Origin of the sequence: Pseudomonas sp. NPDC089395, from assembly GCF_044749525.1 — a bacterium.
GTDB lineage: Bacteria > Pseudomonadota > Gammaproteobacteria > Pseudomonadales > Pseudomonadaceae > Aquipseudomonas.
In genome coordinates this window covers 101,179-114,699 of the sequence record NZ_JBIVID010000009.1, presented here as the reverse complement: position 1 = coordinate 114,699, position 13,521 = coordinate 101,179, and the positions used below count along the sequence as shown (strand labels likewise).

12 protein-coding genes and 1 pseudogene are annotated in these 13,521 nt (G+C 64.5%); 8 read left to right on the top strand and 5 right to left on the bottom strand.

The genetic code is table 11. The features are described 5' to 3' along the window. Positions 1 to 15 precede the first annotated feature (15 nt). Positions 16 to 474, bottom strand: coding sequence for an Lrp/AsnC family transcriptional regulator (locus ACIPZG_RS19600; RefSeq protein WP_400716241.1), 459 nt, complete (start codon positions 472 to 474; stop codon positions 16 to 18). 156 nt (positions 475 to 630) lie between these two features. Here ACIPZG_RS19600 and yedA point away from each other — a divergent pair, with 156 nt between their 5' ends. Both yedA and ACIPZG_RS19590 read left to right on the top strand, forming a co-directional pair. After that, positions 631 to 1,551: a drug/metabolite exporter YedA gene (gene yedA / locus ACIPZG_RS19595; RefSeq protein ID WP_400716239.1), complete on the top strand. Its 921-nt coding sequence runs from the start codon at positions 631 to 633 to the stop codon at positions 1,549 to 1,551. A gap of 55 nt (positions 1,552 to 1,606) precedes the next feature. After that, positions 1,607 to 2,926: a DEAD/DEAH box helicase gene (locus ACIPZG_RS19590; protein WP_400716237.1), complete on the top strand. Its 1,320-nt coding sequence runs from the start codon at positions 1,607 to 1,609 to the stop codon at positions 2,924 to 2,926. Between the two features lie 120 nt (positions 2,927 to 3,046). Here ACIPZG_RS19590 and ACIPZG_RS19585 read toward each other — a convergent pair whose 3' ends face one another. From ACIPZG_RS19585 to ACIPZG_RS19575, 3 genes and pseudogenes are all read right to left on the bottom strand, one after another. Continuing rightward, entirely contained in the window at positions 3,047 to 4,288 is a 1,242-nt protein-coding gene (locus tag ACIPZG_RS19585; RefSeq protein ID WP_400716235.1) for a TIGR03862 family flavoprotein, read from the bottom strand. A 150-nt stretch (positions 4,289 to 4,438) separates the two neighbouring features. Continuing rightward, positions 4,439 to 5,353, bottom strand: coding sequence for a histone deacetylase (locus tag ACIPZG_RS19580; RefSeq protein WP_400716233.1), 915 nt, complete (start codon positions 5,351 to 5,353; stop codon positions 4,439 to 4,441). A gap of 91 nt (positions 5,354 to 5,444) precedes the next feature. Continuing rightward, positions 5,445 to 5,957, bottom strand: a pseudogene (locus tag ACIPZG_RS19575) (histidine phosphatase family protein); the annotation flags it as partial. A gap of 132 nt (positions 5,958 to 6,089) precedes the next feature. Here ACIPZG_RS19575 and ACIPZG_RS19570 point away from each other — a divergent pair. The 4 genes from ACIPZG_RS19570 to ACIPZG_RS19555 all read left to right on the top strand — a co-directional run bounded on the left by ACIPZG_RS19570 (position 6,090) and on the right by ACIPZG_RS19555 (position 9,365). After that, positions 6,090 to 6,662, top strand: a complete 573-nt coding sequence (locus tag ACIPZG_RS19570; RefSeq protein WP_400716231.1) for a GNAT family N-acetyltransferase — start codon at positions 6,090 to 6,092, stop codon at positions 6,660 to 6,662. 91 nt (positions 6,663 to 6,753) lie between these two features. Further along, on the top strand, positions 6,754 to 7,623 hold the full coding sequence (gene tesB, locus ACIPZG_RS19565) for an acyl-CoA thioesterase II (protein WP_008092822.1): 870 nt from the start codon (positions 6,754 to 6,756) through the stop codon (positions 7,621 to 7,623). After that, entirely contained in the window at positions 7,620 to 8,210 is a 591-nt protein-coding gene (locus tag ACIPZG_RS19560; protein ID WP_400716229.1) for an HAD family hydrolase, read from the top strand. The genes tesB and ACIPZG_RS19560 overlap by 4 nt, the downstream gene beginning before the upstream one ends. Before the next feature lie 144 nt (positions 8,211 to 8,354). Beyond that, on the top strand, positions 8,355 to 9,365 hold the full coding sequence (locus ACIPZG_RS19555; protein ID WP_400716227.1) for an NAD(P)-dependent alcohol dehydrogenase: 1,011 nt from the start codon (positions 8,355 to 8,357) through the stop codon (positions 9,363 to 9,365). Positions 9,366 to 9,403: 38 nt separating this feature from the next. Here the strand turns inward: ACIPZG_RS19555 and ACIPZG_RS19550 are convergent, their stop codons facing one another. After that, positions 9,404 to 10,102 (bottom strand): FadR/GntR family transcriptional regulator, encoded by a 699-nt coding sequence (locus tag ACIPZG_RS19550; protein ID WP_400642677.1) that lies wholly within the window; start codon positions 10,100 to 10,102, stop codon positions 9,404 to 9,406. 265 nt (positions 10,103 to 10,367) lie between these two features. On the opposite strand from ACIPZG_RS19550, the gene ACIPZG_RS19545 reads away from it, so the two are divergent. Both ACIPZG_RS19545 and gudD read left to right on the top strand, forming a co-directional pair. Next, positions 10,368 to 11,720 (top strand): MFS transporter, encoded by a 1,353-nt coding sequence (locus tag ACIPZG_RS19545; protein ID WP_400716225.1) that lies wholly within the window; start codon positions 10,368 to 10,370, stop codon positions 11,718 to 11,720. 20 nt (positions 11,721 to 11,740) lie between these two features. Further along, on the top strand, positions 11,741 to 13,090 hold the full coding sequence (gene gudD, locus ACIPZG_RS19540; RefSeq protein WP_400716223.1) for a glucarate dehydratase: 1,350 nt from the start codon (positions 11,741 to 11,743) through the stop codon (positions 13,088 to 13,090). The last annotated feature ends 431 nt before the right edge of the window (positions 13,091 to 13,521 follow it).

The following is a 13,521-nucleotide window of genomic DNA, read 5'->3' as shown; positions in this document are numbered from 1 at the left end:
GGGCTAGTATGCCTCTCAACCCTTCTTGCCATTCCCCTGCAAATGATCCAACGGCACCCGCCGTTCCACCGCACTGGACAGAATGATCGACGTCTTGCTGAACCCCAGCTGCGAGACCCTGTTGATCAGTGCTTCCAGCTCCCCCATCGACCCCACCGCCGCCTGCATGATCACGCACGGGTCGCCTGTCACCCGGTGGCATTCGGTCAGCTCGGGTATGCGCGCCAGCGCATCGTAAGCCTGCTGGTTGCCATGACTGGCCAGGCGCAGTTCGATCACGCACTTGATCGGCAAGCCAATCTTCTCCAGGTCGACCTTCGCCGCGTAACCGGTAATGACGCCGCTGGCCTCCAGTTTCGCCACCCGCTCGGCCACGGCCGGCGCCGACAGATTCACCTGGCGCGCCAGCTGCGCGAACGTGGCGCGGCCGTTGTCCAGCAGGGCGCCAAGGAGCATGCGGTCGTACTTGTCCATGGGGTGTTTCCTGTCAGCCTTGGATTCGATGGAAAAGCACCTGAACAACCATGCATTGCAAAGTGTTCTGGCGATTTAAAGCCGTTTTGTAACTTAAGTTTGCATGAAGCCCTTTCTAAACTAAGTCACCCGTAAACGGATTTCGAGTCTTTTCCCATGTCAGCCTCCCGTCGTTTCCCGTTGTTGCTCATTGGCGCTTTCCTGGCCTTGTATCTGGTCTGGGGCTCTACCTACCTCTTTATCCGCATTGGCGTCGAATCCTGGCCGCCGATGCTGATGGCGGGGGTGCGCTTCGTGATCGCGGGAGGCCTGCTGTACGGGTTCTTGCGCTGGCGCGGCGTGCCTGCGCCTACCTGGCCGCAATGGCGGGCCGCAGGGGCCATTGGCTTTCTGCTGCTCAGCTGCGGCAACGGTGGCGTGACCGTGGCCGAGCATGCCGGCGTGGCATCGGGCGTGGCTGCACTAGCGGTGGCCACGGTGCCGTTGTTCACACTGTTGTTCGGGCTGTTGTTCGGCCAGCGCAACTCGCGCCTGGAGTGGGCGGGCATCGTCATGGGGCTGGTCGGCATCGGCTTGCTCAACCTCGGCTCCAACCTGCAGGCCAGCCCCATCGGTGCTGCGCTGATCGTGTTCGCTGCAGCTTCCTGGGCCTTCGGTTCGGTATGGAGCAAGACCCTGCCGCTGCCCCAGGGCCCGATGGCCAGCGCCGCCGAGATGCTGGTCGGCGGGGCGGTGCTGCTGCTGGGCAGTGCCCTGTCGGGTGAACGCATGACCCAGATGCCGACCGCAGCGGGCTGGGGCGCGTTGGCCTACCTGGTGTTGTTCGGCTCGATCCTGGCCTTCAGCGCCTACATGTACCTGCTCAAGAACGTGCGCCCGGCTGCGGCGACCAGCTATGCCTACGTCAACCCGGCGGTGGCGGTGATGCTGGGTATCGTCTTCGCGGGCGAGCAGATCGGTGCCGAGGAATGCCTGGCCATGGCAGTCATCATCGGCGCCGTGGTGCTGATCGGCCTGCCGCAGTGGCGCAGGCCGGCACAAGCGACGCCACCGCTGAAGGGCGAAATCTGCAAGTAGGCGGGGGTGTTGCGGTAAACTTGCCGCCTTCGCTGAACCCCCTGACGGTATTGCCATGAATTTCGCCAAACTCGGCCTGATCGAACCCTTGCTGCGCACCTTGCAGCAACTGGACTACACCACCCCGACCCCGGTCCAGGCCCAGGCCATTCCCGCCGTGCTGGCCGGCCGCGACCTGATGGCCGCGGCCCAGACCGGCACCGGCAAGACCGCCGGCTTCGCCCTGCCGGTGCTGCAGCGCCTGGCCCTGGAAGGGGAAAAGGTCGCCAGCAACTCGATTCGCGCGCTGGTGCTGGTGCCCACCCGCGAGCTAGCCGAGCAGGTGCACAACAACGTGCGCGAGTACGCCGAGAACCTGCCGCTGAGCACCTATGCGGTCTACGGCGGGGTCAGCATCAACCCGCAGATGATGCGTCTGCGCCGTGGCGTCGACCTGCTGGTGGCCACGCCGGGTCGGTTGCTCGACCTGTTCCGCCAGAACGCGGTCAAGTTCAACCAGGTGCAGACCCTGGTGCTCGATGAAGCCGACCGCATGCTTGACCTGGGTTTCGCCGAAGAGCTGCAGTCGGTGTACGCCGCGCTGCCGCGCAAGCGCCAGACCTTGCTGTTCTCCGCCACCTTCTCCGAGCAGATTCGCATGCTGGCAGGGCTGGCGCTGAATGACCCGTTGAGCATCGAAGTGAGCCCGCGCAACGCCGCTGCCACCACGGTCAAGCAATGGCTGGTGCCGGTGGACAAGAAGCGCAAGGCCGACCTGTTCTGCTACCTGCTGCGCAAGCAGCGCTGGCAGCAGGTGCTGGTGTTTGCCAAGACCCGCAATGGCGTCGACCAGTTGGTGGAGCGCCTGCTGGCGGAAGGCGTGAACGCTGATGGCATTCACGGTGACCGGCCGCAAGCCACCCGCCAGCGCGCGCTGGACAGCTTCAAGGCTCGCGAGATCCAGGTGCTGGTGGCCACCGACGTGGCCGCCCGTGGCCTGGACATCGATGACCTGCCGCTGGTGGTCAACCTCGACCTGCCGATCGTGGCCGAGGATTACGTGCACCGCATTGGCCGCACTGGCCGTGCCGGCAACAAAGGTGAGGCGATCTCGCTGGTGTGCGCGGATGAAGTGCAATTGCTGGCGTCGATCGAGACCCTGATCCGCCAGACCCTGCCGCGCCACGAAGAGCCGGACTTCATCCCGGACCACCGGGTACCGATGACCGACGCCAGCGGGCAGGTGATCAAGAAGCCGAAGAAGCCCAAGAAGCCGAAGGAGAACAGTGCCAAGCGTGGTCTGGGGCGCTGGATGGACAGTGGCGATGAAGCGCCGGTCAAGTCGGTTCGCAAGGTGCCGAGCTTCAATACGGGGCCGAAAAAGCGCAAGCCTTGAGATTGTTGGGGCTGCTTCGTAGCCCTTTCGCGACACAAGGCCGCTCCTACAGGAGCGCGCGTACTGCTGTAGGAGCGGCCTTGTGTCGCGAAAGGGCCGCAAAGCGGCCCCAGGTTTCTCTCAGGATGATTGCAGCAACCAATCCGCCGCCGCCCGCCCGGCGCGCAACCCACTGGCAAAACACGCCGTCAGCAGATACCCCCCAGTCGGCGCCTCCCAGTCCAGCATCTCGCCGGCACAGAACACCCCCGGCATGCCCTTGACCATCAACCCCTCATCCAGCCCCTCGAATCGCACGCCGCCCGCACTGCTGATCGCCTCGTCCAGCGGCCGTGTACGCACCAGGGTGATCGGCAATGCCTTGATAGCCCGCGCCAGCGCAGCAGGATCCGCAAAGGTCGCCTGATCGGTCAGCTCACGCAGCAACGCCGCCTTCACGCCATCGATCCCCAGCTGGCTGTGCAAGTGCTTGGCCATTGAGCGCGACCCCCGTGGCTTGGCCAGCGCGCTTTCAATTTTATCCACAGCCTTGTCTGGCAGCAGGTCGAGCAGCAAGGTGGCTTGGCCGTCACGGTTGATCGCCTCGCGCACCATCGCCGACCAGGCGTACACCAGACTGCCTTCGACACCTTGCGCCGTGAGGATGAACTCCCCCTTGCGCGGCGACTGGCCCGGCACACTGAGGGCAATGTTCTTCAGCGGCGCGCCGGCGAACTTGTCCTTGAGCAGGGCACTCCAGCCCTCGACTTCAAACCCGCAGTTGCTCGGTTGCAGCGCCGAGATATCCACAGCCCGATCTTTCAGCAATGGCTGCCAGGCACCGTCTGAACCCAGCCTCGCCCAGCTGCCGCCACCCAGGGCCAGCACCACAGCGCTGGCATTCACCTGCAATTCACCCTGTGGATAAGCGATCCGCAGGCTGCCATCGGCGTTCCAGCCCAGCCAGCGGTGGCGGGTGTGGATAACTACGCCGCTGTCGCGCAGGCGCTTGAGCCAGGCGCGCAGCAGCGGGGCGGCTTTCATGTCGGTGGGGAACACGCGGCCCGATGTACCCACGAAGGTTTCGATGCCCAGGCCGTGAATCCACTGGCGCAGGGCCCCGGCATCGAAGTCGCGCAGCAGGCCGTCAATCTCGCCTTGTCGCTCGGCATAACGCGCCACGAACTGTGGATAAGGTTCGGAATGGGTGATGTTCATGCCGCCCACGCCGGCCAGCAGGAACTTGCGGCCTACCGACGGCATGGCGTCGAATACCTCCACGGCCAGGCCGCGCTGGGCCAGTGCCTCTGCAGCCATCAAGCCGGCGGGGCCGGCGCCGATGACAACGGCGCGGGAAGGGGAGGCAGGGGATAAATCGGACATGATCGGCGGCGGGCTGTGGAAAAAGAGCCCGCATTCTACCGCAGCGCGACCCGGATAAGCACTGCACAAAAAATGATCAGTTCTCTGCAGGCTAGGCAGAACAGGGGATGCAGCGGCTTTCCCGCAGGTTATCCACAAGCGGTTCCACAGTCATTGTGAACAACCGATGACCTTTGCAGCCGTGTGATGGAGTATGCCGTGGCGCCTGGCCAAGGCTTCTCGGTCTTTGCTGTAGCCGCCGCCGATCACGCCGACCACTGGAATATCGCGGCCCAGGCAATGGCGCATGACCCGCTCATCGCGTGCGGCCAGGCCGGCATCGGTCAGTTGCAGGTAGCCGAGGGCATCGTCCTTGTGCACATCCACCCCGGCGTCGTACAGCACCAGATCAGGTTGATACAGCGGCAGCAGGTAATTCAGCGCGTCGTCCACCACCTTCAGGTAGGCCGTGTCGCCCATGCCGCGAGGCAGGGGGATGTCCCAGTCGCTATGAGCCTTGCGCGCCGGGAAGTTCTGCTCGCAGTGCAGCGACACGGTGATGGCATCCGGGGTGTCCTGGAGGATGCGCGCGGTGCCGTCACCCTGGTGCACGTCGCAATCGAAGATCAACACCCGATGCACGCGCCCGGCTTCGAGCAGGTAGCGGCTGATCACGGCCAGGTCGTTGAAGATGCAGAAGCCGGCAGGGTGGTCGTAGTGGGCATGGTGGGTGCCGCCCGCGAGGTGGCACGCGAGGCCATGCTTGAGTGCCATTTCGGCGGTCAGCAGCGAGCCACCCACTGCACGCACGGTGCGCCGGGCCAGGGCCTCGCTCCAGGGCAGGCCGAGGCGGCGCTGGTCTTCGCGGCTCAGGTCGCCGTTCATGTAGCGCTCGATGTACCCGCGATCATGGGCCAGGGCGAGGATGTCGTTGGGGCAGATGTCCGGGCGCAGCAACGCCTGGTCGCAGGTCAATCCGCTGTCGATCAGGTGGTCGTGCAGCAGGCGGAACTTGTCCATGGGGAAGCGGTGCTCGGCGGGGAATTCCGGGCTGTAGTCGTCGTGGTAGATCAGTGGCAACGGCATGGTGGGGTCGCAATCAGGGCCAGTGCTGATCTTGCCATGGTTGGGGCCGCTTTGCGGCCCGATCGCCGGCTTGCCGGCGATGGGGGCGAAATCATTTGCCCGCGCTAGCCAGCACCCGCTGCCAGTCCGGCTCGTTCAGGCGGCCCAGTATCCGCGCCTTGCCATTGCCATCCACCGAAACGAACAGCGCACTGGCATAGCCACTCTCACGGTCGCCCCCCACGACGCGCTGCTCGCGCTGGAAGTGATCGATACAACCGTTGTGGGTCACCAGCACCAAATTGTGCCCAGGCCGTTTGTGCGCCAGGGCTTGCTGGGCGAACTGCTTGTCACAGTTCTCCAGCCAGTCTTCGCTGGGCACCGCCCGGCCCAGGATGAAATGCGCGGTCTGTTGGGTGCGCAATTTCGGGCTGCTGAACAGGTCGGTATTGGCCAGCCCCAGCTCATTCAGGCCCTGGCCAACCCGAATGGCGGCTGCACTGCCGGCCACGGTGATGCCGGTGGGGTCGTCGAGGCACGGGCCGGGTGCGCTGTCGCAGCGCTCGGCATGGCGGATCATCACCATCACCGCGCCCTCGGCCCAATCCTGCAGCAGGCCGCTGTCGCATGGCCGCTTCCTGCGCGGCGGTGGATGGCGGCATTCTGCGAAGCGGCCTGTCGGGGGCCGGTGAAGGGCATGTGAAAATTGCATTTCGCCTACGCTGTAGACTGCAGGCCAAGCACCGGAGCACACCCCATGACCCGCATCCTGGAACTTGAAAGCGCGCGGCTGGTACTGCGCCAATGGCACGACGACGACCTGCGCGAATTCGCCGCGCTGTGTGCCGACCCGCAGGTAATGCGCTACTTCCCGGCACCGCTGACGCGGCTGGAAGCGGCGGCGCTGATTGGTCGGGTGCGTGGCCATTTCAATGAATACGGCTTCGGTCTGTGGGCGCTGGAGCGCAAGGACAGCGGCGCTTTTATCGGTATGACGGGCCTGCTCAACGTCAATTTCGAAGCCCCCTTCGCACCGGCGGTGGAGATCGGCTGGCGCCTGGCCCGGCGTCACTGGGGCCTGGGTTTTGCCAGTGAGGCGGCGTGGACTTGCCTGCGTTGTGCTTTCGCCCAATTGCGCCTGGGGGAGGTGGTGTCGTTCACTACCGAGAGCAACTTGCCGTCACAGAAAGTCATGCAGGCTATCGGCATGGTCCACGACCCGCAGGGCAATTTCGAACACCCCCGCCTGCCCAGCGGCCACCCGCTGCGCCCCCACGTGCTGTACCGCATCGACCGCGCCCGCTGGGAACAGACACAGCGCGCTGAATAGGCAGGCATGCGCGGCGGCGATGACAAACCCTGTATCATTTGCCTTCATGAGAGCGCCGTAGAGCTGTGATGCCTTGCTAGGAGAAACCCCGATGAGTCATGTGTTGGACGACCTGGTCGATCTGTTGAGCCTCGAGTCGATCGAGGAGAACCTGTTTCGTGGGCGCAGCCAGGACCTGGGCTTCCGCCAGCTGTACGGTGGCCAGGTATTGGGCCAGTCACTGTCGGCGGCCAGCCAGACGGTCGAAGACGCGCGCCATGTGCACTCCCTGCACGGCTATTTCCTGCGTCCCGGCGATGCCAGCCTGCCGGTGGTGTACTCGGTCGACCGCGTGCGCGATGGCGGCAGTTTCAGTACCCGGCGGGTAACGGCCATTCAGAAAGGCCATACCATCTTCACCTGCAGCGCCTCGTTCCAGTACGACGAGGAAGGTTTCTCCCATCAGGCGCAGATGCCGCAGGTGGTGGGACCGGAAAACCTGCCGACCGAAGTGGAGCTGGCCACTGCCATGGCCGACCAGCTGCCCGAGCGTATCCGCGACAAGGTGCTGTGCGCCAAGCCGATCGAGATCCGCCCGGTCACCGAGCGCGACCCGTTCAACCCCAAGCCCGGCGACCCGGTGAAGTACGCCTGGTTCCGCGCCGACGGCAACCTGCCGGACGTGCCGGCGCTGCACAAGTACCTGCTGGCCTACGCTTCCGACTTCGGCCTGTTGACCACCTCGCTGCTGCCCCATGGCAAGTCGGTGTGGCAGCGTGACATGCAGATCGCCAGCCTCGACCATTCGCTGTGGTTCCATGGCAACCTGCGCGCCGATGAATGGCTGCTGTATGCCATGGACAGCCCTTGGGCCGGCAACGCTCGTGGCTTCTGCCGTGGCAGCATCTACAACCGCGCCGGGCAACTGGTGGCTTCGTCCAGCCAGGAAGGCCTGATCCGCCATCGCAAGGACTGGGCATGAAGCTGAGCGAAGTGCGCAACTGGGTGTTCGACATGGACGGCACCCTGACCGTGGCGGTGCACGATTTTGCGGCCATCCGCGAGGCGCTGGAAATTCCCGCCGAGCACGACATCCTCACCCACCTGGCGGCGCTGCCGGCGGCGGAAGCGGCCGCCAAGCATGCCTGGTTGCTGGAGCACGAGCGTGACCTGGCGATCGCCTCCACGGCGGCCAGTGGGGCGGTGGAGCTGGTGCGGGCGCTGGCCGAGCGGGGTTGCCGGCTGGGGATCCTCACTCGTAATGCGCGTGAGCTGGCGCATGTCACCCTGGAGGCCATTGGCCTGGCGGACTGCTTTGCGGTCGAGCATGTGCTGGGGCGTGACGAGGCAGCGCCCAAGCCGAGCCCGGATGGCCTGCTGAAGATCGCCAGCGCCTGGGGCGTGGCGCCTAGCGAGCTGGTGATGGTGGGTGACTATCGCTTCGATCTGGATTGCGGGCGGGCTGCCGGGGCGCGCACGGTGCTGGTGAACCTGCCGGATAACCCGTGGCCGGAGCTGGTGGATTGGCATGCGGTGGATTGCCGGGCATTGCGGGTGATGCTGGGCTGAGTTTTCTGGTGTCAGTACCGGCCCTTCGCGGGTAAACCCGCTCCTACAGAACAGCGCGGTCCCTGTAGGAGCGGGTTTACCCGCGATAGGGCCGCCACTGTCTATGCTGAACTCCAGTCTTTCCCCAGAACTGGAGACCCAGCCATGACCAGCAAGGCCATCTATGTGAAACCCGGCGGCGGCTACGACAAGGTCGAAGTCGGCACCAGCAAGGCTGCGGCACCCACGCCCGGCGAAATCACCGTACAACTGCACGCCAGCTCCCTCAACTATCACGACTTCGCCGTGGTCAGCGGCATGTGGGGCCCGAGCGAGCGGCGCATTCCCATGGCCGATGGCGCAGGCGAAGTCATCGCGGTAGGCGAGGGCGTCACTGAGTTCAAGGTCGGCGACAACGTCGTCAGCACCTTCTTCCCCGATTGGATCGACGGCCAGGCCCTGCTCGAAGGCTTCGCCAGCGTGCCAGGCGATGGCATCGACGGCTATGCCCGCGAGCAGGTCACCGCACGCGCCACCTCTTTCACCCTCGCACCCAAGGGCTATAGCCACGCCGAGGCGGCCACCCTGACCACCGCCGGCCTCACCGCCTGGCGCGCGCTGATGAGCGACGATCACCTCAAGCCCGGCGACACCGTGCTGGTGCAGGGCACCGGCGGTGTGTCGATCTTCGCCCTGCAGTTCGCCAAGCTGGCCGGTGCCACGGTGATCGCCACCTCGTCCAGTGACGCCAAGCTCGAACGCCTCAAAGCCCTGGGCGCCGACCACCTGATCAACTACAAGGGCACGCCGGCCTGGGGCGAGAAAGTGCGCGAGCTCACCGACAACCGCGGCGTCGACCATGTGATCGAAGTCGGCGGGCCGGCGACCCTGGAGCAGTCGATGATCGCGGCACGGATCGGCGGGCATGTGTCACTGATCGGCATCCTCACCGGCGTCGCCGGTCAGCTGCCGCTGGTCCAGGCACTGGTGCGGCAGATCCGCCTGCAGGGCGTGCTGGTGGGCAGTCGCGCGCAGCAGCAGGCGATGGTCCGGGCCATCGACGCCAACGGTATGCGCCCGGTGGTGGACAAGCATTTCGAGCTGGAGCAGATCGTCGAAGCGTTCCGCTACCAGGAGAGCAACCGCCATTTCGGCAAGATCTGCCTCACCTGGTAATAACCCCGCCGCCGGCGATTGGGGCTGCAAAGCAGCCCCTAGTCCGGCAACAACCGATCCCGACTATTGGACAAATGCAGGCAAATCGCCGCCCGCGCCGCATCCGGATCCTGCCGTCGAATGGCATTGAGGATCGCCTCATGCTCCAGGTTGGCCAGGTACGCATGCCGCGCCAAGTTAGCCCCGGCGCGTTCGGCCAGCGCCATGCGGTTGCGCGGTATCAAGCCATTGCCCAGCTGCGCCATCATCTCGCTGAAGTACAGGTTGCCCGTGGCCTCCGCGATCAGCAGGTGAAAACGCCGGTCCGCCTCGATACAGCTGTCGCCAGCGGCCGCCAGGTCCTGGTAGTCGTCCAGCGCCTGGCGCATGCGGGCCAGTTGCTGGTCGTTGCGGCGCACGGCGGCGAGGGCAGCAGCCTGCCCCTCCAGGCCGATCCGCAATTCCAGCAGATCGCGCACGCTCGCGGCGTTCTCCGCCCCCACCCGCAAGCCAGCCTGCGCCGGGCGCGGCATCACGAACGACCCAATACCGTGGCGTGGCTCCACCAAGCCTGAAGCCTGCAGTTTCGACAAGGCTTCGCGCACCACCGTGCGGCTCACGCCATGCTCGCGTACCAGGGTGTTTTCCGAAGGCAGTTTGTCGCCCGGCTTGAAGGTGCCCAGCAGAATCTGTTGGGTCAGGCTGGACACCAGATCGTGGGCACGGCTGTGGCTGCGTGGGCGAGGGGGTTGAGACATGGGACAGGCTCCGGGCGACAATCTAGCTTGTACGACAAGTTAGCCGACAAAATTATTTTTCGCCCGTTTTTTCGCTACTCGGTGCAAACATGATTGTTGCGATAGCTGCAATATCGATGATTTTGTGCCATTTATCAGCTTGTATTTTGCAATTTAGCCGACGCTGGTGATCTTGTCGTACAACTTCGCCGGGCATATGCTCCGCTCCATTGTCTTTGCCAGACAACCTCGACCCGCACAAAAACAATTAGTGGGAGACCCGCAAGTGAACGACACCCTCGATCCGTCTGCCCGGAATGAAGGCGACGTGCTGGCCAGTGCTGTATCCAAGGTCAAGCGCCACGTGCTGCCGTTGTTCGTCATCATGTTCATCGTCAACTACCTCGACCGCGTCAACATCGGCTTCGTCCGCCCGCACCTGGAAAGCGACCTGGGCATCAGCGCCGCGGCCTATGGCTTTGGTGCCGGCTTGTTCTTCATCGGTTATGCCTTGTTCGAAGTACCGTCGAACATGCTGCTGCAGCGCGTCGGCGCGCGCTTGTGGCTGACCCGCATCATGTTCACCTGGGGGCTGGTGGCCACGGCCATGGCCTTCGTCCAGACCGAAACCCAGTTCTACGTGCTGCGCTTCCTGCTGGGGGTGGCCGAGGCCGGCTTCTTCCCCGGCGTGATCTACTACTTCACCCGCTGGCTGCCCGCCGCCGAACGCGGCAAGGCAATCGCCATCTTCCTCAGTGGCTCGGCACTGGCCTCGCTGATTTCCGGCCCGCTGGCCGGGGCGCTGATGCAGATCCAGGGCCTGGGCCTGCACGGCTGGCAGTGGATGCTGTTCATCGAAGGCATGGCCTCGGTCACCCTGTGCTTCTTCGTGTTCTTCTGGCTCGACTCGAAACCGCACGATGCCAAGTGGTTGAGCAAGGCCGAGCAGGACGCGCTGGTCGACACCATCGACCGCGAGCAGCGTGAGCGCGAGGCGATCGGTGCGGTCAGGCCGTCGTCCTGGAGCCTGCTCAAGGACCGCCAGATCGTGCTGTTCTGCCTGATCTACTTCTGCATCCAACTGACCATTTACGCCGCGACCTTCTGGCTGCCGAGCATCATCAAGCGCATGGGCGACCTGAGCGACCTGCAGGTCGGCTTCTTCAACTCGATCCCGTGGCTGATCTCGATCCTGGCCATGTACGCCTTCGCCGCCGGCTCCACCCGCTGGAGGTTCCAGCAGGCCTGGGTAGCGGGCGCGCTGGTGATCGCCGCCATCGGCATGTTCATGTCGACCACCGGTGGGCCGGTGTTCGCCTTCGTTGCCGTGTGCTTCGCCGCCATCGGCTTCAAGTCGGCCTCGTCGCTGTTCTGGCCGATCCCCCAGGGCTACCTGGATGCACGCATCGCCGCTGCCGTGATCGCGCTGATCAACTCGGTCGGCAATCTGGGCGGGTTCGTCGCGCCGACCACCTTCGGCCTGCTTGAGCAGCACACCGGTTCCATCCAGGGTGGCCTGTACGGCCTGGCCGTGACCTCGGTGCTGGCCGCCATTGCCGTGTTCTTCATCCGCACTCGCCCAAAGGGCGCCCCCTCTCCTGAAGCCAAGGCGCCTTCGGCGCTGGGCCAGACCCACTGATTGACTGCGAGACAACAACCATGACCCAGCAGACGACTCCCGCTTCTCACACCCCCGTGGTCACCGACCTGCGCGTGATCCCGGTGGCCGGCCACGACAGCATGCTGCTCAACCTCAGTGGCGCCCATGGCCCGTTCTTCACCCGTAACGTCGTGGTGCTGCGTGACAGCGCCGGCAATACAGGCCTGGGTGAAGTGCCGGGTGGCGAGAGCATTCGCCAGACCCTGGAAGACACCCGCAGCCTGGTGGTCGGCCAGCCGATCGGCCATTACCAGCGCGTGCTCAACGCCATGCGCCAGACTTTCGCCAACCGCGACTCGGCCGGCCGTGGCCTGCAGACTTTCGACCTGCGCATCACCGTGCATGCGGTAACGGCCATCGAATCGGCACTGCTCGATTTGCTTGGCCAGCACCTCAACGTACCGATGGCGGCGCTGCTCGGTGAAGGCCAGCAACGTGAACGCGTGAAGACGCTCGGCTACCTGTTCTACATCGGCGACCGGCAGCAGACCGACCTGGCCTATCGCAACGAGGCCGACGCCGAAGACGACTGGTTCCGCTTGCGTCACGAAAAGGCGCTGACGCCTGAGGCGGTGGTGCGCCTGGCCGAGGCGGCCAAGCAGCGCTATGGCTTCAGCGACTTCAAACTCAAGGGCGGCGTATTGCGCGGTGAAGAGGAAATGGAAGCGGTGACGGCGTTGGCCGAGCGCTTCCCGGAAGCGCGCATCACCCTTGACCCTAACGGTGCCTGGTCATTGAAAGAGGCCATCGCCCTGTGCCGCGACAAGCACCAGGTACTGGCCTACGCCGAAGACCCCTGCGGCGCCGAGAACGGCTACTCGGGCCGTGAAGTGATGGCCGAGTTCCGCCGCGCCACCGGGCTGCCGACCGCCACCAACATGATCGCCACCGACTGGCGGCAGATGGGCCATGCGATTCAGTCGCAGGCGGTGGACATCCCCTTGGCCGACCCGCATTTCTGGACCTTGCAAGGCTCGGTACGGGTGGCGCAGATGTGCAACGACTGGGGCCTGACCTGGGGCTCGCACTCGAACAACCACTTCGACATTTCGCTGGCGATGTTCACCCAGGTGGCCGCTGCGGCGCCGGGGGAGATCACGGCTATCGATACCCACTGGATCTGGCAGGACGGCCAACGCCTGACCCGCGACCCGCTGCGCATTGTCGACGGGCATGTGCGTGTGCCCGAGCGGCCGGGGTTGGGGGTGGAGCTGGATGAAGACCAACTGGCCAAGGCCCATGAGTGTTATCGCAACATGGGGCTGGGGGCGAGGGATGACAGTGTGGCGATGCAGTTTCTGATTCCGGGGTGGCGCTTCGATAACAAGCGGCCTTGCCTGGTGCGGTGATTACCTGTTGCTGGCCCGGCGCTTCGAGCGTACCGGGCAGGCGTAGGCAGACGCCTGAGCAACAGAGGCCCCGGGAGACCGGGGCTTTTTTTTGCCTGTACCGGCCCTATCGCCGGCTTGCCGGCGATAGGGCCGGTACAGGCACAACACATCCGGATGAAAAACAAAACCTTCAAATGGCCATCAGGCGCATTTGGACATGCCATTCACGACATCTGGCGCAATTGGAAATCCCCTGTCGTGATCAAACAGTTCCGAGGCGTTCTCGTGTAATTTCCCACAGCCTCGCAGGGCTTAAATGAACCCCGAATTGCACCGGCAGGTTGCTCTGTGACGCCTGCCGAAGATCAACAACAGAGCACCGGTAACGTGCCGTTTTCTTGATTTCAAAAGGAGATATTTTTCGCCTACGCCTGCCCGTCCTTTCCTTG